We start from the raw sequence: 20241 nt of genomic DNA, 5'->3' as shown, positions 1-20241 counted from the left end.
GATGTTAATCCATGTTCAAAGGCGCACTCTCTCCAGTCTTAACAACAAAAGGTCTACTTGTTGTTTTGAAAATTCAAGTTTAGAAAATTCATACCAATCAAAAGAAGTCTCTACTTGAAGGATACCACCATTAAGATCTAAGATATTCACGACATCAGCGTCAGTTAAGTCAGTATCAAAAAATATTTGTAATGTGTCAATCTCCTGTATCACAATCCCTATTTTCAATGAAGCTATTAAATTTATCTTCACGAGGATATAGTAATCTAAACTTCTTAGAAACCATCCTAATTGATGTTTGTGGTCTTGAAGAAGTTTTCATATTTAAGTTCCTTTTAATCTGTATCCTGTAGAAGTTGGACACACCTTCTGGTTCGCAACCTGATCCTTCGGTGTATCATTTTCATTTAACTTACTTACACTAACACAACTCTTAACTACAAATGGGATGGTTGCATACGCCATCCCCTTAATTCCATTTGGACATCTTTTACTTGTTATTTATCAAATGAATCTTTAAATGTATCTCTATGTTTAGCAAACTACTTTAAGGGATCCCTATGCCACTTATCATCTCCCATAATCCTGTCAATAATTTGACTACCTTCCCATACCGCTGCTATTTCAAGACCAACACATTCTTCTTTACCGGCATCTCTTATTTCACCCATATAGTAGATAGAATAATCACCAGTTATGGAATCGATGATGCAAGAGGGAGGAGGCCAGGCTTCCTCTTCATTATGAAATGGAAGAATCTCAATGTATGGCCATTCCCCTGATCTAAGTACATCTTCGTATACCCCGACAATAAATTGATAATCGTCTTGAGGGGGAGTATCTGCTAAAGATTTTCCAATATACTTGTAAATGGCGATTCCTGCATCTTTAAATCTCCTACCGAAGCAGTATTCACCATTAGGTAGGGGAACAGCAAATACATCTCCTAATTTAATTCGTTTACGTTTCATCTAGATTCTCCCAAAAAATAATTAATGTAGAAAATTTTATAATAATTAATGATATATATTCAATTTTTTCATTTTTTAATGAAATGGGTGAAAGGATAGGTCCCCCAGCTTACAAACGACCAAGGGACCTATCCTTATATTTTGTAGTTTAAGAGGGACAATGTATTCTTAGTAATCATCGTAGTCATCGCCATAACAGTCATAATCACCTTCATAATCACGTTCTTCGGCATACTCATTATAATTATCGTAATGATTGGTAGGTTCAGAGTTGTATATTTTCAATACCTCTTCAGCTCCAAGTCCGGTTAAAGCTCCTAATGAAAATGCTAAATAAGACCGCAACATATAAGGAATCTGATGGAAATAATCTAATTCATTATCTGCATTGAAAAATTCCTGATTTTTTTCTACATTCATTTAGAAAATAAAGGCTACTTCCTTTTCAGAAGGGTGGGTCATCTTATTGTAAATAGGAAGTAAATACGAATAGTACGTAGACTCTATTTTTCTAGTTTCATTTCGATAAGCAACTTCATTAAACAACGTTTCATCAGCAGGTACTTCATATTTATTATAAACTTTCTGCTTCTCATCACCTAAAGCATCATACACATTCAAAAACTCCATTAATAAATCAGATGCTGATCTATAGTCTTGTCTTTTTCTTATTACCTCTAATACATATAAAAGTTCTTTTACAGAAAACGTCATTATTTTACACCTCTATATATGTATGTGGAATTCCTGATGTAAAGTCTTAAGTAAGAGAAAAGATGTTACAAGTGAGAACTTGAATATATCTTTGGCTCTTTACCCTAGATACGTGCTGCCATCTATTATTGCAATGACTCTATTATTAGGTACATAACCACTATCTATTATTATTCTTATGCGTCCATCCACGGGACTAAAAATATAGCTTGGATTTGACATTGATTCCAACATATAAATTTCTAAAATTCTGCTAATCTATTAGTTGTATTTTCTTTATTTTCTGACACTTTAGGCCTATTTTATAGTATAATTTAACAGTATTTCTACATAATAGGGGGTTGAAGGGTGAAGAAAATACTATTTCCTTGTGCGGTGCTTTTGATTGGGAGTATGTTAGCTGCTTGTAGTGACAAAGAAAAAGTAGCGACGGAAGAGAGAGATAATACAGAGGTTGCGAGTGCAGAAGTAGAGACAGAGAAACCACCTGAAATAACGGAGGCTGATGCTTTGGCTGCGGTGGAGGAGGTTATTCAACAGCATTTCAAGCTGTTGGAAGAAGGAGACTCTACTGGATATTGGCAGTTGTTTGACGCGCCGCCAAATGAGGAGCAGGCGAATGTCGTTCAAAAGATGATGGAGTTCAAAACTACTACGTCTTTAACAAGGCAAATCAAAGTCCTCTATCAAAAAGAAAATGAAGTGTTGGCGACCTTTCGTTTGAAGCAAAATGCTGAGAAATATGATGTTATTTATAATTACAACCGTGCTGGGGAAGCGTTTGTTGTATTAAAGAAAGTGGACGAGGTCTGGAAAATAGACAAGTTAGACTATATCATGCTTTCCCATTTTAACCCTCGTGAGAAGCCAGAAAAAATTCTAGATGTGAATAACGTGTTCTTATGGTCCAAAGAGCTTGCAAAGTTGAAAAGGGAGAACTCTTTACTCCCGTCCGAATGGTCCGATTCCGTGCTTGCGGAAATCAAATCAATGGAGGATTCGAAACCTGATCAGCCACTCATGTACACGGATGCAATGCGGGACAACTTTTCTGAAGAGGAATTGAATCTCATGCAAAAAGTGTTGAATCAGTATGGTGATGTTCCAAAGGATTATATAACGATTAACAATTTTTCATTGTATAAAGAGAGTCTGTTGAGCGACAATGTCATTCTTCATGCTTTCATTCGCAACGGATTAGATATACCGATAAGCAATATTCATGGCACCTTGTCACTTTATTCTCCGGTGCTGGATGAAAACGATGAGCTGGTTGACTATGAATTAGCAAGACAAAACGTGGATTTTACTGATGTAGGAATTATTCAACCTGGTTCCTCTGGCTTTGCTACCATCAATTTCAGTCCAGACACATTCTTCGTCACTAATATGGTAGAGTTTCTGGCACATGGAGATTTGGAGATCTGGTCGGACTTGATTTATTCGGAAGAGTGAATTGGGACAGAGGGATGGGACGGAGGGACAGGTCGAGACCGCTGAAAAACTCAACCTAAAAAATGTAAAATGATAAATAAAAAAAAGAAAACCTTCCTAAATTTGATATAATTGAATCGACCAAGAACCAATTAATCAAAGAGAAGGAAGGTTTTCTTTTATGCTTAAAGACAAGGATATGCAATTAAGCATCTACTCAGTATTATACAATAAAATCCCTAAAAATCATAAACTCAAATTACTCAAAGACGAAATTGATTTCAGTTTTATCAATGAGGCTCTTGAGAAATCATATTGTAAATATTATGGCCGTCCTGCCAAAGAACCTGAACTTATGGTAAAACTGTTAGTACTTAAATATCTATATAACCTCTCAGATGAGCAAGTGATTTTAGATGCTTCTTTAAACCTTGCTTACATGTATTTCTTAGGTGTAAACCCAGATGATGATCTTCCTCATTCCAGTCTGTTAACAAAATTTCGTAAAAATAAATTAGAGGGCAACCTAACGGTTGATGAAGTTATTGTAGAGATAATAAGGCAATGCGTGGACAAAGGGATTCTAGAAGGATCTGGTATAAGCATTGATACCACCCATACAGAGGCAAACACTTTTAAGTGTACGGCTGAAAGAGTCATGAAAAGATTGGCAAAAAAGATTTTCAAGACGGTGGAGAAGGAATGTGGTGAAGTTCCGGAGGAAATTAATCAAGACATTCCAAACTATAAAGAGATAGAAAATAATAAAGAAGCTAAAGCTGTCATGAAATCCTACCTCGATGAAACTATTCAGAAAGTAGAAAAAACAATTAGTTTGGAGAATTCTCCAAAAGTTAAGGCACTACTTGAAAATGCCAAAGCTATCGTTTCGGACCCTAAATTTATGAAGCAAAAAGGCGTTCGGTCCATTGTAGACCAGGACGCTAGAGTTGGGCATAAGAGTAAAACCTCTCATTTTTTTGGTTACAAAACAGAATTTATGATTACAACAGAAGACCGAATTATTACAGCTGTTCATGTGGATGATGGAGCTTATGTGGATGGAAAGAACTTTGATGATTTAATAGAGTTAACGAAAAAGAGTGGCTTAAAGATAGAAAAGGTATATGGTGATAAAGCTTATTTTCGAAGACCGATACTCGATAAAATTAAAGAAATTGAGGCTAAGTCCTACATACCAGTCAGTGAAATGGCTTATAAAATTGATGAAGATTTATTTAGTTATAATAAAGACTCAGATGAGTGGTTCTGTGCCCAGGGCAATAACACTATACGAAAGCATCATAAGAAAGGTAAGCACCGACAGGCTTACAAATATTACTTTGAAAAAGAACAATGTCGACACTGTCCCATCCGAGAGGTTTGTATTACTGGTAAGACAATAGGTAGAGTATTAGAATTGGGAATAAATACTCCAGAATTTTATCAATACAGCCAGGAACAAAAAATGGATGAGTTTAAAGAAGAATACAGGAAAAGAGCTTGCCAAGAATGGAAAAATGGCGAGATGAAAAATTTCCATGGATTAGATCGTGCCAAATGGTACGATCTAAAAAGCATGGCCTTACAAGCCAAGTTAACTGCATTAGCCGTAAATTTAAAGAGGATAGCAGCAATACTATCCTCTAAAAAGGGACTAAGTCCCGGATTATTTTCCAATATATTGGTATTTCCTGTGAAAAAAAGTGAAAGACGAAACCGTTGTGCTTAACAGCTTATAAAAAAGCCCCTTTTTCAGTAGTCTCGGACAGGTCCCTTGTCCCGTAAATGAAACACCCCCCAACCAAAATCAACAATTTCATCCTGTATTCCATCGCTTGATTTTAGAAAGGATAGAACGGTGGAGACAGGTCGAGAAACAGAGCGTAGTGTATAAAACATAGCTTGTGTGATTCCTTTATCGGGGGGAAAACAGCAAAAATTAATACACCAAAAAACGCAAAATGCAGGAAATCGGTAAAAACGATCTCCTGCATTTTGCTATTTTTTCATTTACTGTAGGGACAATGCCCAGCGTTTTTGACGGTTATTCATTTCGATAAGATGTCACAAAAGAAGATCTTCACCGAATCCATGTTCTATCGTGCATCTCTCTATATCTAATCAATAATTCTAATAGTTGAATGTCTTTTGCAAATGCACCACCATTTTCGCGTGGTATAGTTAAAAATAAATGGGACAAGGGACCTGTCCCCCTGTTCCACAAGAAAGGTGACGGATAGATGCTTACGAAAGAGATTGCGGATGAGATTGTAGCGAAGACGATGAGTCAGTTGAATCATAATATCAATATAATGGATCAGACTGGATTGATTCTTAGTTCGGGTGATCAACAGAGGGTTCATACTTATCATGAAGCAGCTTTGGAAGTGGTTCGAACGGGGAAACCGATTGTGATTCATGATCGTGATGTTTCTGATTGGCAAGGTGTAAAGGAAGGGGTGAATCTGCCCATCCATTTTCAACAGAAGATTGTAGGTGTGATTGGTATATCAGGTGCTCCGAAAACGATTCGAGATATCGCTTCGTTAGTCGTGAGTATGACAGAACTAATGATTCAGCAGATTATTGTGATGAAAGAAGTAGATTGGAAATATCGAATGAGAGAGTTTTTATTAGACGAAATGCTGCATCGTTCACCAAACATTGAACGAATTACACAAAAATTGTTATTGCTAGATTACGAGCTGGAGTTTCCGTGTCATGTCATTATTTTTAAAGTGAAGAATACTAGTGTGATTGACATTCACAATATTTATCAACGAATAGGTGAGCGCATAGATGAAAGGAAAACGATCTATGGATTTGTAGATACAGAAACATTAGTTTTTATTGTAAGTGATTCTCAAAAAAGCAATTTAGTATCCATTATGAAACATTTAGATGAGGTTTTAACTTTGTATTTTTCATCTGTAAAAGGTGCTACTGGGTATGAGGTACAAAGTATTAATGATATTCATGAGGGATATTCTGAAATTACAGCTGCTATACAGTATTCAAATAAGCGCATTTCGACAGTGAAAGATTCAGAGGTTGCAGTACTATTAAATGAGATTGACATAAAAAAGAAAGTAAAAGTGAAAAAAAGAATTCAGTTGGATCTTAGTGAAGAATTGAAAGAAACGCTACATGTATTCCTCCAACAGGATTTGAATGTGAAGCAAGCAGCAGAAGCGCTATATATACACCGAAATACGCTTTTGTATAGATTAAACAAAATTGAACAAATAACCGGCTATAATCCTCGTAGCTTTTATGATGCAACAACATTGTATGTTTCAGAGTTGTTATGAATTATGTACAAAGTGCACAAAAAACATCATTTAATAATTCTGAATATTTGTATTTTATGCGGATTACTTTGTAAGAATTTTATCGATATACTTGTTCTGTAAGCGTAAACATGGAGGTTAAGAAATGAACATTTTAATTGCACCGGATTCGTTTAAAGGATCTTTATCCGCGTTACGAGTGTCGAATGCGATGGAAAGAGGAATTGCAAAAGTTGACAAAAGCGCACATGTGATAAAGATTCCTTTAGGGGATGGAGGAGAAGGAACAATAGAAAACTTTCTTCATTCAATGAAAGGAAGCAAATGTTTTGTAAGAGTTACCGATCCTCTTAAACGGCCAATAGATGCATACTACGGAATCTCTGGTGATAGAAAGACTGCAATCATTGAGGTGGCAGCCGCATCTGGACTCACCACTTTGAAAAAGGAAGAGCTGAGACCGGATTTGGCAACAAGCTATGGTACGGGAGAGCTAATTGTGGATGCTCTAAACAAAGGCATCCGATCCTTTATTCTTTGTCTAGGGGGAAGCGCGACAAATGATGGCGGTACTGGCATTTTAAAAGCTTTAGGCTTCCGTTTTTTTAAAGAAAACGACGAAGAATTAATGGACGGAGGCTTGTCGTTAAAAGAGCTATCTTACATAAGTAAAGAAGCTGTCGATAATAGGATCTATGAATCTACCTTTATTGCCGCTTGCGATGTAGATAACCCATTAACGGGAAGAAAAGGAGCTTCTTCCGTTTTTGGCCCCCAAAAAGGAGCGTCCCCTTCCATGGTAAAAGAACTAAACCAAGCTTTAGAGCGATACCAAGATGTTATTTTAGAGCAGCTTGGAGTAGATGTTTCTGTATTGCAAGGAGGCGGAGCAGCTGGTGGAATCGCTGCTGGATTGTATGCATTTCTTGATGCCGCTCTTCTACCGGGCATAGAGTTAGTCATGAATGGTTCCGGTGTTACTACTATTTTAAATGAGAAAAAAGTAGATTTTATCCTAACGGGAGAAGGCAAATTAGACAGCCAAACAGCTTCAGGAAAAGTCATTTCTGGGCTATGCAGATTAGCTAAAAAAAATGGAATTCCGATCGTTGCCCTCGCTGGAGAGGTAAGTCTTGAAGAGGAAATCCAAGAAAAAATGGGTCTTACTTCCGCATTTAGTATTGGAAACAAGCCAATGACGGCTCTTGATTCCATGAGAGATGCGGAGAGTTTAATAGAGAATAAGACAATGCAAATTGTTCGATTCTATAAAAAAATTAAATCGTAGGAGGAAATGAGCATGACAAACATTTATTACGACAAGGATGCGAATCTCGAACTATTACAAGATAAGGTCGTTGCCATTATTGGTTATGGAAATCAAGGTCGCTCTCAAGCATTGAACATGAGAGATTCTGGTTCGGAAAATGTCATTGTTGGTAGTGTTCGCGATACTTCTTGGGAAAAAGCAAATCAGGATGGGTTTGAGGCATTTTCGATTGAAGAAGCTTGTAAGCGGGCGGATGTCATTTTTATGCTCTTACCAGACGAAATAGCCCCTGCCATTTATGAAGAAAAAATAGCCCCATATTTAGAAGAAGGAAATGTGTTGAATTTTTCTTCTGGCTACAACGTTACTTACAACAACATTTCTTTTCCTGAACATGTAGATGTAGTAATGGTGGCCCCAAGAATGATTGGAAAAGCTGTTCGTGAGTTATATGAAAGTGGAGAAGGATTTCCCGCATTTTTAGCGGTGCATCAAGATGCTAGTGGCAATGCCTTAGAGTTAGCGAAATCGTTAGCAAAAGCAATTGGCTCTACGAAAAAAGGTGCCATTGAAGTAACATTCAACGATGAAACGTATTTGGATTTAATTGCCGAACAAATTACATGGCCTCTCATTATGAGCGTTATGTCTGAAATCTATAAAGTACAAATTGAAATGGGACATCCAGAAGAAGCCGTATTAATGGAGCTATATATGTCAAAAGAGCCAGCCATTATGATGGAGAAGATGGCAGATGTAGGCTTGTTTAAACAGTTACCATTTCACTCCACAACTAGCCAATATGGACAGTTAGCAGGCTTTAACCAAGTGGATACAACCTATATTAGAGACTTCATTAAGTCCAAGTATGAAAAAATTAGCTCAGGTGACTTTGCGAAAGAGTGGAGCGAAGAACAAGAAAAAAATCAGTCTGTAAACTTTAAGAAATTGGTGGATGGTGCTTTCTCTCATCCAATTAGTATCGCTGAAGAAAAGTTGAAAAGCCGACTGAAGTAATAATAGAAGGCTGTTTTCGGAAATTTTGTTGCTACTGGGTATAGTTTAGATACCCGTCATGAACGTTGGTGGAGGAGTTTTGAACACGTGGCAATTTTTCTTAGCTTATAGATTGGCAAAAGCAACAAGCTTTTAGAAAAGAGCTTAATAGAAAAAGAAACAAATGGGGGCGATTTCTTTGGGTTCTAGTACAGCATTACTGTTATATCTAGTAATATCGGTTGCGATCATATTGTTTAGCATCTTGAAACTGAAAATAAATCCTGCAATATCCTTAATCATAGGTAGTTTGTTTATGGGAATAGCATCAGGAATGGCATTAGACGAAACGATCCGAGCAGTTGGAAGTGGTTTTGGGGGACTATTAGGAGCAATAGGTATCCCCATTGGGTTTGGTGTTATTTTAGGGCAATTGCTATCTGATTCAGGTGGAGCTTACAATATCGCGCATACGTTAGTAAAAAAGACCTCCAAAGAAAAAGCTGTCTATGCGATAGGTTTATCCGCGTTTATCCTATCCATCCCTGTATTCTATGATGTTACCTTTGTCATTTTAATCCCACTTGGAATCGCACTGGCGAAGGAAACAAACAAGCCAATTCCTTATATTGTAGGAGCAATTGCCATTGGAGCGGGTGCTGCCCATACATTAGTACCTCCTACACCTAATCCATTGGCTGCAACAAGTATTTTGAATTTTGATCTAGGGTTAATGATGATGTTTGGTGTGGTATTGGGACTGCTCGCAGCTTTCGTAGCAATGAAACTTTATTTTGCCATACTGAATAGAGGCTTATGGAAGCCAGAAAAAGATGAAATTGAACTTGTAACCACGGACGAAAGTAGTATGGTAAAAGAAAAGGCACCTGGTTTCTTGTTAGCGCTCGTTCCTATCCTTTTGCCTATGTTATTAATTTTACTAGGAACAGTAGCGCAAGCCACCTTAGAAGAAGTTCCGACAGTGATTACCTTTTTAAGTGATAGAATTATCGCTTTACTAGTTGGAGTATTGGCAGCATATCTAATCGCTTCAAAATCTCTGAATAAAGTAGAGCGAGATAAATCTTCCTCTGTTGCTATGAAAAATGCAGGTATTGTTTTACTTGTAACGGGCGCTGGCGGAGCTTTCGGAAGTGTCATAGGTGCTACTGGAATTGGTGATGCCCTTGTTAATAGTTTTGCCGATGGCTCCCAGTCTGTGTGGATGATTATTTTTATGACATACTTCATTTCATGTATCTTAAAAGTAGCGCAAGGATCTGGTACGGTTGCATCCATCACCACCATGACCATCATGGCAGGAGTTGCTTCTGGAACCGACATCCACGGCCTCTGGGTCGCCATGGCTGCATTAGCTGGAGGAATAAGTATAGGGCACGTCAATGATAGTGGGTTTTGGGTAACCACCAACCTATCCGGCTTATCTGTTTCTGGTGGACTAAAAACGTACACCTTAAGTTTAGCCTTTGTATCGGTATTGATTTTAGCCATATCTGTAGTTGGGGCGTATATATTTTAATGAGATTGGATCGAGGGTGTACGCCTTCAATCTTTTTTATTTGCGAATCTAATGATTACAACTATTAGAAGGGGATTGAACTAGAAATATAGAAGTTATAAGTAGTCTATATTCAAGGAGGAACCAAAATGAAACTTGGCGCTTTTTCTATAAGTTTGAATGTAAAAGACATTCATCGATCAAAAGAGTTTTATGAGAACTTAGGATTTTCATCGTTAGGCGGCGACATTAGCCAAAATTGGTTGATCATGAAAAATGGAGATACGGTAATTGGCCTGTTCCAAGGGATGTTTGAGAAAAACATGCTGACCTTTAATCCAGGATGGGATAGCAATGCTGAAAACCTTGATGAATTTACTGATGTTCGTGAATTGCAAAAGCAGTTGAAGGAAAAGGGAGTAAGCTTACAACAAGAAGCAGATGAATCAACAGAAGGTCCAGCGTATATCACGCTTGAGGATCCTGATGGGAATCCGATATTGATTGATCAGCATAGATAGGTAAGGGTAGGGTCAGAGGGACAAGGTAGCCACATTTTTAGTGGTCACAACTTGTTCCTCTGACCTTTTTTATAGTAATTATAAATAAGATATATTCCTTATTTTTTTATAAAATGCTATTTTGGGAGTAAAATAGGACTGAAAATCGTATTTTATCTAATTATTTGGAAGATTCATATAATTTTTACTTATGTTATTATTCTTTCAGGGCCTAGTTTATAGGAGAGGAGGAATAATGATGAAAGAACTTAACTTAAAAGTTGAGGACTTCGAACTAGAGTTAGAGGTGTACGAAGTTTCTTCCGCTACAGTACTTGATACAATGGGAGCATCTCAAGGGCATAACTCTTGCTCCGTAGTTGTCACTCAAAAATAATTTCGTTTTTATACTTATCCTTTGATTGCTCAGTTCAAATTTGAACTGAGCTTTCATTTTAAATTTTCGCTTGAAGGGAAGGTCCTAAAGAATGTCAGTGATGGACAATTATTTAGTGAGAAGACCAGCGCTGAAAGTAGAGGTGCTGGATTCTATTTTTAATACGGATAAAGAGCTGGAAACCGTTTTATCCTTTTATTTAAGCCAAGATCAAATCAAAGAAAGAATTCTCATTGCAAGCCCAAGCCTCTATCAACAGCTTTTAGAAGGAAAGTTCACAGCGGGTGCAAGGTTATCACTAGTGAAATATTTATTGCGGATGTCGTCCAGAACGATGCCTTTTGGACTGTTTTCAGGGATAGCCATTGGGAAATTCTCAGATTCAGAACTAGAACAACATGCTGCAGATGAAAAAAAAGTAAGGCTGTCTATTAAATGGTATAGAAAATTGATAACGATGATAGAAGACTTACAAAACATTGAATCTGAGATGAAGGTTTCTTTAAATCCGTTGGTTGAAAAAAATAATCTGCATTATAGCTTGGATGTTATTCTTCAACATAATTTTCAACAAGTGAAAATTAAAAAAGGCCCTCTAATAGAATCCCTTGTTAACCATTCTATCTCCCCTATAAAGATAGTAGATTTAGTCAATCGTATTGTGCCTGAAGATACGGAGAAAAAAGAGCTTTGTTTGAAAACGATAAAAAATCTGTTGAAAAAACAATTTCTAGTAAGTGAGTTACAGCCTTCTGTTTATTATGACAAAGAGGATGCCCTAATACAAAAGCTTGTAGCACATCCAGAACTGTTGGGTGAGGAGCTCCATTGTGCAATTCTTTCGATCTCCAGGATGATAGAGACATATAAGGGTCTCAAGGTAGGAGAAGGAATAGCAGTATATAGGGATATTATTAGCAAAATGAAAGAGCTGGTAGAAAGTGATAAATACCTTGTCGTCGACTTTATCTACCGAAACCAAATAGATGAGGACACGGTAAGATCAGTAGATAGAAAAGAAATAGAGGCAATGGTAGAAAGCCTCTCTCTTTTAGCAAATCTCAGTCAGCAGTTTACAGCGAACACTTGGAATCATTATTATCTGCAGTTTATGGATAAATATGGATTTTTTAATGAAGTGCCATTAATGGAGATGCTGGATTGTGATAAAGGGATTGGTCTCCCGTCCTTTCAGAATCAACAACAATACGCGGAGCAAGATGAGGAATTCATGTCCTATATGCTGGATAAGTTTTGGAATAATCAAGGTGCAAACAAGCACGTGTTGGAGCTCCAGGAAGAAGACATGAACGCTATTTCCGCAATATATCAAAATGATCGTCAGCACAAGCTAAAAGATGGATATGATATGAAGTTTTCCATTGTGGAAGAAAACGGGCAGAAGCTCTTTCACTTAGGAGTAAATTCTTTCGGAAGCACAGCCTCTTCTTTTTCAGGCAGGCTGGACATAGAGCAGCATCAAAATACGGCACCTTATTATCATGATGACCACTATATCAGCTGTGAATTAAATGGGGTACCGATGAATTATCCGGATCTAGGTATTTCGTATAAACAGCCAGATTATGTGATTGATATCACCTGTAAAAGTGAAAAGCAGGACCATGTTATCATGCTTAACGACATTTATGTTGGCACAGATTCTGGTGGCTTCTATCTAAAAAGTAGAAAACACAAAAAACGATTATTACCAGTCTCCACTCATATGCTTTACTATAATAATTTTCTGGAGCAAAAGCCCCTTTTGTTTCTATCTCTGTTTGGCAAATACATTAGTGAAGTACCAACAAATATAGGGTTAGGGAAACTGAAAACGCTCCGTTACCTTCCAAGGATTCAGTTTAAAAATATTATTCTCTCTCCGCGAAGGTGGAATATCCCGATGAAAGAACTTAAAGGGAATCCAAGAACGCGCTTATATCAATTGATGGAAGAGCACTCCTTAGCTGAACGCTATGTGTATCTTCTTGATGGTGATAAAACCTTACCAGTCAAGCTTAACACAGCCATCGGTCAGGATTTGGTGATAGATGCCATGAAAAGGGCAGAAAAATACGGTAACTATCTCACCTTCATCGAAGCGCCAGAGCTAAATGACACCATTGTTCACAAACAAAATTATGTCAAAGATTACATCGTTACGGTACCCCCATCCACTCAAGGCACTCAAAGGAATGTCCCGGCAGAAGATGTGGGAACACATGAAAAGCTAATTGACCATGAATGGACATATTATAAGATTTATTACCATCAAAACCATAAGCAGGCGGTTCTAATTTCTTGTTTAGATAGTTTGTATAAACGTAATCATTCACAGGTTTTTTATATAAACTATCAGGATTTCTCAGGTCAGCCACACCTAAGAATTCGGTACAAAAAAGCTCTTGATACGAAGGATCCGCTAGCGGAAATCTTAGAAAATTTTCGAATGAACGAGCTAGTAAGGGATTATTCTATTCATTTATTTGAACCAGAGATTAGCAGATATGGTGGAAACACCATTTCCAACGAGGCTTATCAATACTTCTGTCACGAAACAAAGGTAGGTTTTGAAATGAATCTGCAAAAAGAATGGCAGATGAAGAACGAAACAGAACAAGGCATTATTTCGATGTTTTTTACATTATTTGATCTTCATGACAGCTATGAGGGGGCAGCTTCCTATCTTGAACAGCTGCATCGACATGCGAATACCGATGAAAATTTTTTAATTAAGTTTAAAGGAAACAGAGATTATTATACAGCGCTTGGAAATCGAGCATTCGAGCTATATAAAGAGCATCAGCAAGAACTCTTTAAGGAAAAAAAAGCAGCAGGAAGGCGTTATTCCCGCCTAGTTGAACAGAAATGTTCGCCAGAAAGAAGAGATTATATTTATAACAGCATCATTCATATGACCTTAAACAGGGTGATTGGAATCAATAAACAGCTTGAAGCGGAAGTGAATTGCTTAGTGAAATATATTTTCTACAATTTGAAATATCGACTGCAGATGAAAGGAGAATACGATGAACTTTTATGAAATAAAGATCTTCATGAATGAAGTGGACCATCATCCGATTTATTCATCCATCCTTGCTTTGTTGGAGGGGAAATCAAAGGTATCTCTCAAGAAAAGCTTTGAAAATGGCTTTCATCTATCGGTGTTTGGGTGGTTTACCCAACATGAAATAAGCAACATTTCCGCTGAATGTACCCGTTTACTCCTTACGCATCCAACAGAGAAGTATGACGAGGAAGCTTTCAGGGTCAAATATAAAAAGGTTGCAGAGGTGGCTTTAAAAGAAAAGGCACTCGAAGATATTCATCAAAACAAGGTTCTCGTTGCAAGAAGAGCGGATTTATTCGGCTTTCAGAATGAGGAGCAGTTACAAATATACATAAAGATCAATCAAATTTTTGATAGATGGTTTAGGAATCGTTATTGGAAAAAAGATAACCACATCCTTTCCATAACAAGGGATATTATTCCATTCAGCGCGTATCTGCCAGATACCGTGCTTTCTGAGGAACATGCGCTCTATTCCAATGGGTATGTGTCGCACCTTTCCCATTATCTTGGCCTCCTACACTCGTTAAATGAAAAAAGTAAGCAGGCAATTATAGGGAAATTTGAACAAGCAGGTGAAAAGGATAGAGAAAGTTTAATGGAATGTATGGAAAAGGATAATGCTCTGACGCGAGAGCTAAAAGTGCTGTTTCAAGATATGGAGGATGCTGTGCAACGAGACGTCCTAAACTTTTATTCCCCTCATGATGATGCACATATTGAAACGAAGGTGGCAGCATCCTCATCAAGGCACAAAGCTGCATTGGGGACTCCTGCGTTAAGTCAGTTGATCTTAAAGGATTCAGTCTTAATTACCAACCGCTGGATCTTAAATGTTCTATATGAAAAACTAGTGCTCCTTAACATCAAACCATTAGACAAGTTTTATATGAACTATTTACTAAGCACCATAAGGTTTAAGAAGGAGGAGGTATACGGATGAAGATGTTCCTTGACCCAACCATCTATATCATCGACACAGAAAATGACTTTTATATTTGTACAAAAGAAAAGAATTTAAAGCTGATGCTGAATGAAGCATTAAGAAAAAGAGTATATCAAATCATTCAAGCATTAAAAGTAGGAGATTTCATTTCATTTGAGAACAGTTTTGATCAGAAGGTTTTGCAATTATTGATGGAAAAAGAAATGGTGACAACGATTGAGAAGAGGCAGGAAATTTCCTTTGATGACTTCGCTCGTATTTCGGGTCCTTCCCACTTTATCGACGTTCTAAAAAGAGAATGTGGTCACACAGTTGAAAGGACAGATCAACAATCTTCCTTACTCCTTACAGATAGGATAGATAAGAATGAACTGCACATAACATTTTTTGATGATGAGATGTATATTTCCAACCACAAACTACCTACCAACACCTCAGAAGGATGGAGCAATGATTACTTAGAATATGCTGCCTATGTTTTTATAGAAAAAATGCAAAAGAAAACCTTTCTTTCTTCACAGCTTAACAAAGAAATCGTGGTTGTGGATTTATCTATCTATGAAAATACAGTAAGAATAATAGAACTTAACGATATTAACTTCAAGAATTTCAAATCGAGTTATTTTATGATGGAAACATTAAACAAAGGGCCGGTCGTGTTTGATTTTAAAACCTTTTTCCCTTTTGTTCGTCTATCCTTTCAATCAGAATGGCTCGGTAAAAAGCTTGTTTGCATTGGTTTTAATGAAGAGGATGCCATTAATAATTTGCTCCAGCTCCTTGCTCGGCATTTCCATATGGAAGCTACCATTGCGCTTCTACCTATTGAACAGGTCGAGACCGAAAAAATTGAAACACTGCTAAAAAAGTTATGGTTTATTAAATTTCAGGAAGAAATAGAAATAGAAGAAACGGAAGACTCCATGTACGTAACTATTAATAAGCTGAAGTATTCACATCCTAAGACTCCAAACATCAATCCAATCAGCTACTTATTAACCCTACATCACAATGAAATCACCGTCTCCGAGCAAAAAGAGGAGTTAGTAAGATGAACATCAATGAGGTAAAAGCTACCCTTAACAATCACCTTCCATCTGGTGAATACGGTCCTTACTACTTGTCTTTTGTCTCTGACTCAGAAAGTATTACGATACAAAGGGAGAAAAGAGGAGAGGAGGTGCCTGATAAGTCCATTATTTCAGGAGAGATACCTACCAGCTCCTACTCTTGCTCAGACATTGATAGCGTCGTGAAAAGTATTTTGTTTTTTAAAATAAATCTACACAAATATAAAGAATTAAAGCTGGATATTGCAAAACATACAGTAATTTTCACGTACGGATATGACCTAGAAAAGCAACCAATCAAGAAAACATCAAGTAGCAAGCGTATGCCGACCCACTTGCCACTAGGAGATTTAAAAAATGCATTGTTTCCTATCCATGGTGGATATGTCATAAGAGATACAGACTCATCCATTGCTGTTGCAAACAGAAAATACTTTACCATCCAAGGCTTTGGATTTGATTATGATCCATCCATAGCAACGAGAAAAGCGTTAATGGAATACACGGAAAGGTATTGTAGCATGCTAGATCTTCCGGATACCATTACGGGTTCTTACAATCAGATTAAGAACAAAGTAGCGGTCATCCATCCAGAAAAATTCGGTCTTTATCCTTCCGATATTCCTAAAGAAAGATATCAGTTGGTAACTTATCACCACGACCTGGAAATCGACTGGGTGAAGGCACATTCCCTTGTAAATGAGGAAGTTTTCTATGTTCCTGAACAAATGGTTCAATACTTAAAACCAGCAATGAAGAACAAATATACCATTGAAAGCTCTAATGGATGCGCCATAGGCAATGGAGACGAGGAAGCTGCGTTGTTTTCCACCCTGGAAGCCTATGAAAGAGATATCTTCTTCAAGTCATGGTTTCGTTCTGCGCCATTACTGAACATAACCGAATTAACAGGCTATGAAAGTCAAACACTATTTTTTGCTACCAAAGGCTATAAATTAGAATTCTTTGTGTTACCTAATGAAGCGCAAATCCCGGTTGTGTGGGCACTGATACGGAGCAATGACGCTCGTAATGCCATCTATTCCATCACAGGACTTGGCTGTCATCCGCAGCTAGAGCATGCGATAGAATCAGCCTTTCACGAATTATATAACGCCTACTTGAATTTAACAGGCCTAAAGGAAGAAAAGCTGACCAACTTGATTAGAGAGGTAGAAACAAAGGAGAGGCTAGATTCCATTGAAGATCATTTTTACTTATTTGCCTCTTATAAAGTAAAAGATTTACTCGAGAAGAAGCTAAGCAACGCTAGAGAAGAAGCGTATACTAACCTGTTGAAATGGTCGTTTTATACCGAGAATTTACAGGAAGAGCTCTCTTGGGTTGTAAAAAAAATCAGCACCCAATACGAGAACATTTTAGTTATTCATCAGGACAATGCACTATTAAGCTCCCTTTCTTTATCCTGTACAAAGGTCCTGCTCGTTGGTGCTATGCCTGTTGATTTCACCTCTGACCTTGTCAGGATAACCGGTATGCAAGAAGACGAAATAAGGTGGAAAGAGCGTAATATTCACCCACTGGCATAAGGAGGAACAGACATGAATTATTCAAAGTATGATTTTCTTCAAGAGTTAGCATACAATTCGCTATTTAATTATGAGGAGCAGATACTAGATTATCAGCTTGATCAATATCTCCTTTTGGATGATAACGTTGTCTGTGATGATCCTGTTCTAGAAACCATGACAGGATTAAACGATTACATCAGAGTAGAAAAAGACACGCATTTCAAGGTTCACAAAGGTTATCCTTCTCCTCGAAGCTTGTACCCAATAAAACTCTTTGTTGCGACAAAAGAGGGGGAATTCTTAACGAAACATGAACAATCGAAAAGGTTCCAGCTCTATGAAAATCCTACAAGATCAGGAACGGAAGGGGACATTTTACTTGAATATGGCAAAATTTATCCCGACTATTATAAGTCCATCAAAAAAAGCCTTCTTCTATTAGAAGCCGGCCATTTATTATTCAACATCAACTACGTCGCAACAACATGTGGGGAAAATTATAAAGTAAATATAGCAAACGGGTACCTTTTGTTAAAAAAAGAAAACAGCCAAAAGCAAGAATTTGATAAAGATAGATTGCAAAGATTTTATCATTTAAGCTCCATTAGAAACAGTGGTCCGTACTTACATCCAATAACAGCCTTTGATTATTTACCATTACTTGACGATGCGGCAGATTTCCAAAGACTTTGTAAACAGCTAGACACCTTATTTACCCAACCATTAAGAAAGAACGCCATTCAGTTAATCAAACTACAGAATGATGGCAATGGGAATTTCAAAGTACCTGAAAGTCAAACAATGGTGGACTATAAGCAGTTAAACAGTATTTATCCTTATATTAACTTTAAAGGTGTTTCCGGGATGTACCTTTTCACCATCGACAACCTAGTTTTTAATGAAGAAGAGTATGTTACCCCATACATTTTGGCAATCGGCTATCTCGCACAATATTATTGCATGATGTATGCATCAGAAGAGCATTATTGCCGACCAGTCAAAAGCTTTAACGTAGGTGCTTTCGAGAATTTACTAGCCATCAATGGAAACCAACGAACCATCATGTACAGTGTCATCATTGGGGCTAAATAAAAACTTGGGGGAAAAACAATGGATACAAAATGGAGAACACTATTAAAATTTTCTCTCCCTGTCACATTAATTGGAATAGCCGATTTGCTATTAATCTTAATAGATTTGCTTTGGATTAGAGTATTCATAGGGGATACGGACGCTTTGTCGGCACTCCGACTATCCACCACCATTATCACCTTTATCGAAATGGTACTCATTGCCGTCATTTCATCTTTATTAATTTTTATAAGTCAGAACTATAGTGCTGGTAACACAAATCAAGCGAAAGAAGGGATAAAAAACGCATTTTCCTTCTCCATCTACACGGGTGTAGTCGTAATGCTTGTTGGATTTTGCATTCTTCCATTTATTAAATATCTATTTGGAGTAAACACCGCTGTAAATGGCTACTTGAACAACTATCTACTCGTATATTTTGCCGGATACTTATTTTTCTCATTAAATAACTTTCTTTTACTCCTACCGAGATATTTTCAAAAGCTGAAAATAATCTTTATTAGCTTAGCTTTTGCCATTCTAGTAAATCTGCTCATCACGCCATTAGCAATGCTGCTATTTGATTATTACCAAATGTCGATGATGAGTGGTGCTGCAGCAGGTACCGTTTTGGCGAATGTAATCAGTACACTCTATCTGCTGTATAAAATATTCTATCAAGATTTTCTGAAAATAGGACTATCTAAAGTCATGATGTCATTTAAACCAACCTTTCAAATAATTAAAGAAAACAAAAAATTTGTAGGCTCCCAGATTTTTAACAGCTTCACCTTTAATTTATCTATGTTCTTGTATATAATCATTCTTTCCTATTACCCTGATGAAGCCTTTAATGTCTATGCCGTTGGGATGTATGCCTTTATGGTATTCGGGGTATTTGCACAAAACTTTGCAGCCAGTTTGATTCCCATTGTCTCAGGGTTTATCGGCAAAGAAGACATAGCCTCCATTAAAGCAACCGTCAAAAAGGTCGTCATCGTGTTGGCAGGCTATGGTCTCTTTGTAGTCAGTGTGATTCTTTTGTCGAGTAATGCACTTGCTCTAGCACTCTCCACAGACCCTGACATGATTGCAAGATTTAAAGAATTCTTTCTGCTTTATAGCATTCCTTGGGCACTAAACACAATTTCCTTCGTTTTTGTCTTTGTGGTGGCGGGATCTGGAGATTATAAAGGCGGCATGTACCTAACGATTAGCAATATGTATGTTATTGTCCTTGGAAGCTTACTAATTGTCCCTAATCTATTTGCCGATACGGTTTCAGGTGTCATATTTGCTGTTTCCCTTATCAATATTATGACGTTTATTAATTCTTTGTCCTATTACATTATCGGAAGATGGCAACGTGCCTCCCTAGTAAAAAAAGAAAAGGATGCGAAAGAATTATCTGCTTCGTGATTATAGAGGGCGACAAGCTTCAAGGTCATTCTTAGGTCT

The 20241-nt window shown here is 37.3% G+C and carries 17 protein-coding genes and 1 pseudogene; 14 read left to right on the top strand and 4 right to left on the bottom strand.

The genetic code is table 11. From position 1 onward, the window contains the following. Positions 1-15: 15 nt before the first annotated feature. From FIU87_RS21305 to FIU87_RS18825, 4 genes are all read right to left on the bottom strand, one after another. Entirely contained in the window at positions 16-252 is a 237-nt protein-coding gene (locus tag FIU87_RS21305) for a hypothetical protein (protein WP_152446004.1), read from the bottom strand. A gap of 290 nt (positions 253-542) precedes the next feature. Then, a complete protein-coding gene (locus tag FIU87_RS18835) occupies positions 543-971 on the bottom strand; it encodes an Imm26 family immunity protein (protein ID WP_152446003.1) in 429 nt (142 codons plus the stop codon). A gap of 168 nt (positions 972-1139) precedes the next feature. Next, complete coding sequence (locus FIU87_RS18830; RefSeq protein ID WP_152446002.1) at positions 1140-1391, bottom strand: hypothetical protein; 252 nt, start codon at positions 1389-1391, stop codon at positions 1140-1142. After that, positions 1392-1685, bottom strand: a complete 294-nt coding sequence (locus FIU87_RS18825; protein ID WP_152446001.1) for a hypothetical protein — start codon at positions 1683-1685, stop codon at positions 1392-1394. 348 nt (positions 1686-2033) lie between these two features. Here FIU87_RS18825 and FIU87_RS18820 point away from each other — a divergent pair, with 348 nt between their 5' ends. From FIU87_RS18820 to FIU87_RS18760, 14 genes and pseudogenes are all read left to right on the top strand, one after another. After that, positions 2034-3140: an SLAP domain-containing protein gene (locus tag FIU87_RS18820; RefSeq protein WP_152446000.1), complete on the top strand. Its 1107-nt coding sequence runs from the start codon at positions 2034-2036 to the stop codon at positions 3138-3140. Between the two features lie 160 nt (positions 3141-3300). Then, positions 3301-4770: pseudogene (locus FIU87_RS18815) on the top strand (IS1182 family transposase); the annotation flags it as partial. Positions 4771-5362: 592 nt separating this feature from the next. Then, positions 5363-6433, top strand: a complete 1071-nt coding sequence (locus tag FIU87_RS18810) for a CdaR family transcriptional regulator (RefSeq protein WP_152445998.1) — start codon at positions 5363-5365, stop codon at positions 6431-6433. A gap of 124 nt (positions 6434-6557) precedes the next feature. Beyond that, positions 6558-7700 carry a glycerate kinase family protein gene (locus FIU87_RS18805; RefSeq protein WP_152445997.1) on the top strand — a complete coding sequence of 381 codons (1143 nt, stop codon included), beginning with the start codon at positions 6558-6560 and terminating at the stop codon, positions 7698-7700. A 12-nt stretch (positions 7701-7712) separates the two neighbouring features. Further along, positions 7713-8699: a ketol-acid reductoisomerase gene (gene ilvC, locus FIU87_RS18800; protein ID WP_172971117.1), complete on the top strand. Its 987-nt coding sequence runs from the start codon at positions 7713-7715 to the stop codon at positions 8697-8699. Between the two features lie 178 nt (positions 8700-8877). Beyond that, complete coding sequence (locus tag FIU87_RS18795; protein ID WP_253905465.1) at positions 8878-10218, top strand: GntP family permease; 1341 nt, start codon at positions 8878-8880, stop codon at positions 10216-10218. 128 nt (positions 10219-10346) lie between these two features. Beyond that, entirely contained in the window at positions 10347-10718 is a 372-nt protein-coding gene (locus FIU87_RS18790; protein WP_152445994.1) for a VOC family protein, read from the top strand. 238 nt (positions 10719-10956) lie between these two features. Then, positions 10957-11094, top strand: coding sequence for a thiopeptide-type bacteriocin (locus FIU87_RS21135; RefSeq protein WP_172971116.1), 138 nt, complete (start codon positions 10957-10959; stop codon positions 11092-11094). A 91-nt stretch (positions 11095-11185) separates the two neighbouring features. Then, positions 11186-14137, top strand: coding sequence for a lantibiotic dehydratase (locus FIU87_RS18785; protein WP_152445993.1), 2952 nt, complete (start codon positions 11186-11188; stop codon positions 14135-14137). Continuing rightward, entirely contained in the window at positions 14124-15107 is a 984-nt protein-coding gene (locus FIU87_RS18780; protein WP_152445992.1) for a hypothetical protein, read from the top strand. The genes FIU87_RS18785 and FIU87_RS18780 overlap by 14 nt, the downstream gene beginning before the upstream one ends. Next, the gene (locus FIU87_RS18775) at positions 15104-16165 is read left to right on the top strand and encodes a hypothetical protein (protein ID WP_152445991.1); all 1062 of its coding nucleotides are present in this window, start codon (positions 15104-15106) and stop codon (positions 16163-16165) included. Before FIU87_RS18780 ends, FIU87_RS18775 begins: the two co-directional genes overlap by 4 nt. Continuing rightward, the gene (locus tag FIU87_RS18770; protein WP_152445990.1) at positions 16162-17730 is read left to right on the top strand and encodes a YcaO-like family protein; all 1569 of its coding nucleotides are present in this window, start codon (positions 16162-16164) and stop codon (positions 17728-17730) included. The genes FIU87_RS18775 and FIU87_RS18770 overlap by 4 nt, the downstream gene beginning before the upstream one ends. 12 nt (positions 17731-17742) lie before the next feature. Beyond that, positions 17743-18804 (top strand): hypothetical protein, encoded by a 1062-nt coding sequence (locus FIU87_RS18765; protein ID WP_152445989.1) that lies wholly within the window; start codon positions 17743-17745, stop codon positions 18802-18804. Between the two features lie 18 nt (positions 18805-18822). Next, positions 18823-20202 carry an MATE family efflux transporter gene (locus FIU87_RS18760; protein ID WP_152445988.1) on the top strand — a complete coding sequence of 460 codons (1380 nt, stop codon included), beginning with the start codon at positions 18823-18825 and terminating at the stop codon, positions 20200-20202. Positions 20203-20241 lie beyond the last annotated feature (39 nt).

Source organism: Bacillus sp. THAF10 (genome assembly GCF_009363695.1).
Taxonomy (GTDB): domain Bacteria; phylum Bacillota; class Bacilli; order Bacillales; family Bacillaceae_I; genus Sutcliffiella_A.
The sequence above is the reverse complement of the archived record's forward strand: the minus strand, read 5'-3'. Positions and strand labels throughout refer to the sequence as shown.

Excerpts from the sequence above, each read along its gene's own strand:
- FIU87_RS18765 (WP_152445989.1), top strand. The coding sequence starts at position 17,743 with ATGAATTATTCAAAGTATGATTTTCTTCAAGAGTTAGCATACAATTCG.
- FIU87_RS18775 (WP_152445991.1), top strand. The coding sequence starts at position 15,104 with ATGAAGATGTTCCTTGACCCAACCATCTATATCATCGACACAGAAAAT.
- FIU87_RS18760 (WP_152445988.1), top strand. The coding sequence starts at position 18,823 with ATGGATACAAAATGGAGAACACTATTAAAATTTTCTCTCCCTGTCACA.
- FIU87_RS18810 (WP_152445998.1), top strand. The coding sequence starts at position 5,363 with ATGCTTACGAAAGAGATTGCGGATGAGATTGTAGCGAAGACGATGAGT.
- FIU87_RS18825 (WP_152446001.1), bottom strand. The coding sequence starts at position 1,685 with ATGACGTTTTCTGTAAAAGAACTTTTATATGTATTAGAGGTAATAAGA.
- FIU87_RS18835 (WP_152446003.1), bottom strand. The coding sequence starts at position 971 with ATGAAACGTAAACGAATTAAATTAGGAGATGTATTTGCTGTTCCCCTA.
- FIU87_RS18830 (WP_152446002.1), bottom strand. The coding sequence starts at position 1,391 with ATGAATGTAGAAAAAAATCAGGAATTTTTCAATGCAGATAATGAATTA.
- FIU87_RS18780 (WP_152445992.1), top strand. The coding sequence starts at position 14,124 with ATGAACTTTTATGAAATAAAGATCTTCATGAATGAAGTGGACCATCAT.
- ilvC (WP_172971117.1), top strand. The coding sequence starts at position 7,713 with ATGACAAACATTTATTACGACAAGGATGCGAATCTCGAACTATTACAA.
- FIU87_RS18805 (WP_152445997.1), top strand. The coding sequence starts at position 6,558 with ATGAACATTTTAATTGCACCGGATTCGTTTAAAGGATCTTTATCCGCG.
- FIU87_RS18790 (WP_152445994.1), top strand. The coding sequence starts at position 10,347 with ATGAAACTTGGCGCTTTTTCTATAAGTTTGAATGTAAAAGACATTCAT.
- FIU87_RS18770 (WP_152445990.1), top strand. The coding sequence starts at position 16,162 with ATGAACATCAATGAGGTAAAAGCTACCCTTAACAATCACCTTCCATCT.
- FIU87_RS18785 (WP_152445993.1), top strand. The coding sequence starts at position 11,186 with ATGTCAGTGATGGACAATTATTTAGTGAGAAGACCAGCGCTGAAAGTA.
- FIU87_RS21135 (WP_172971116.1), top strand. The coding sequence starts at position 10,957 with ATGAAAGAACTTAACTTAAAAGTTGAGGACTTCGAACTAGAGTTAGAG.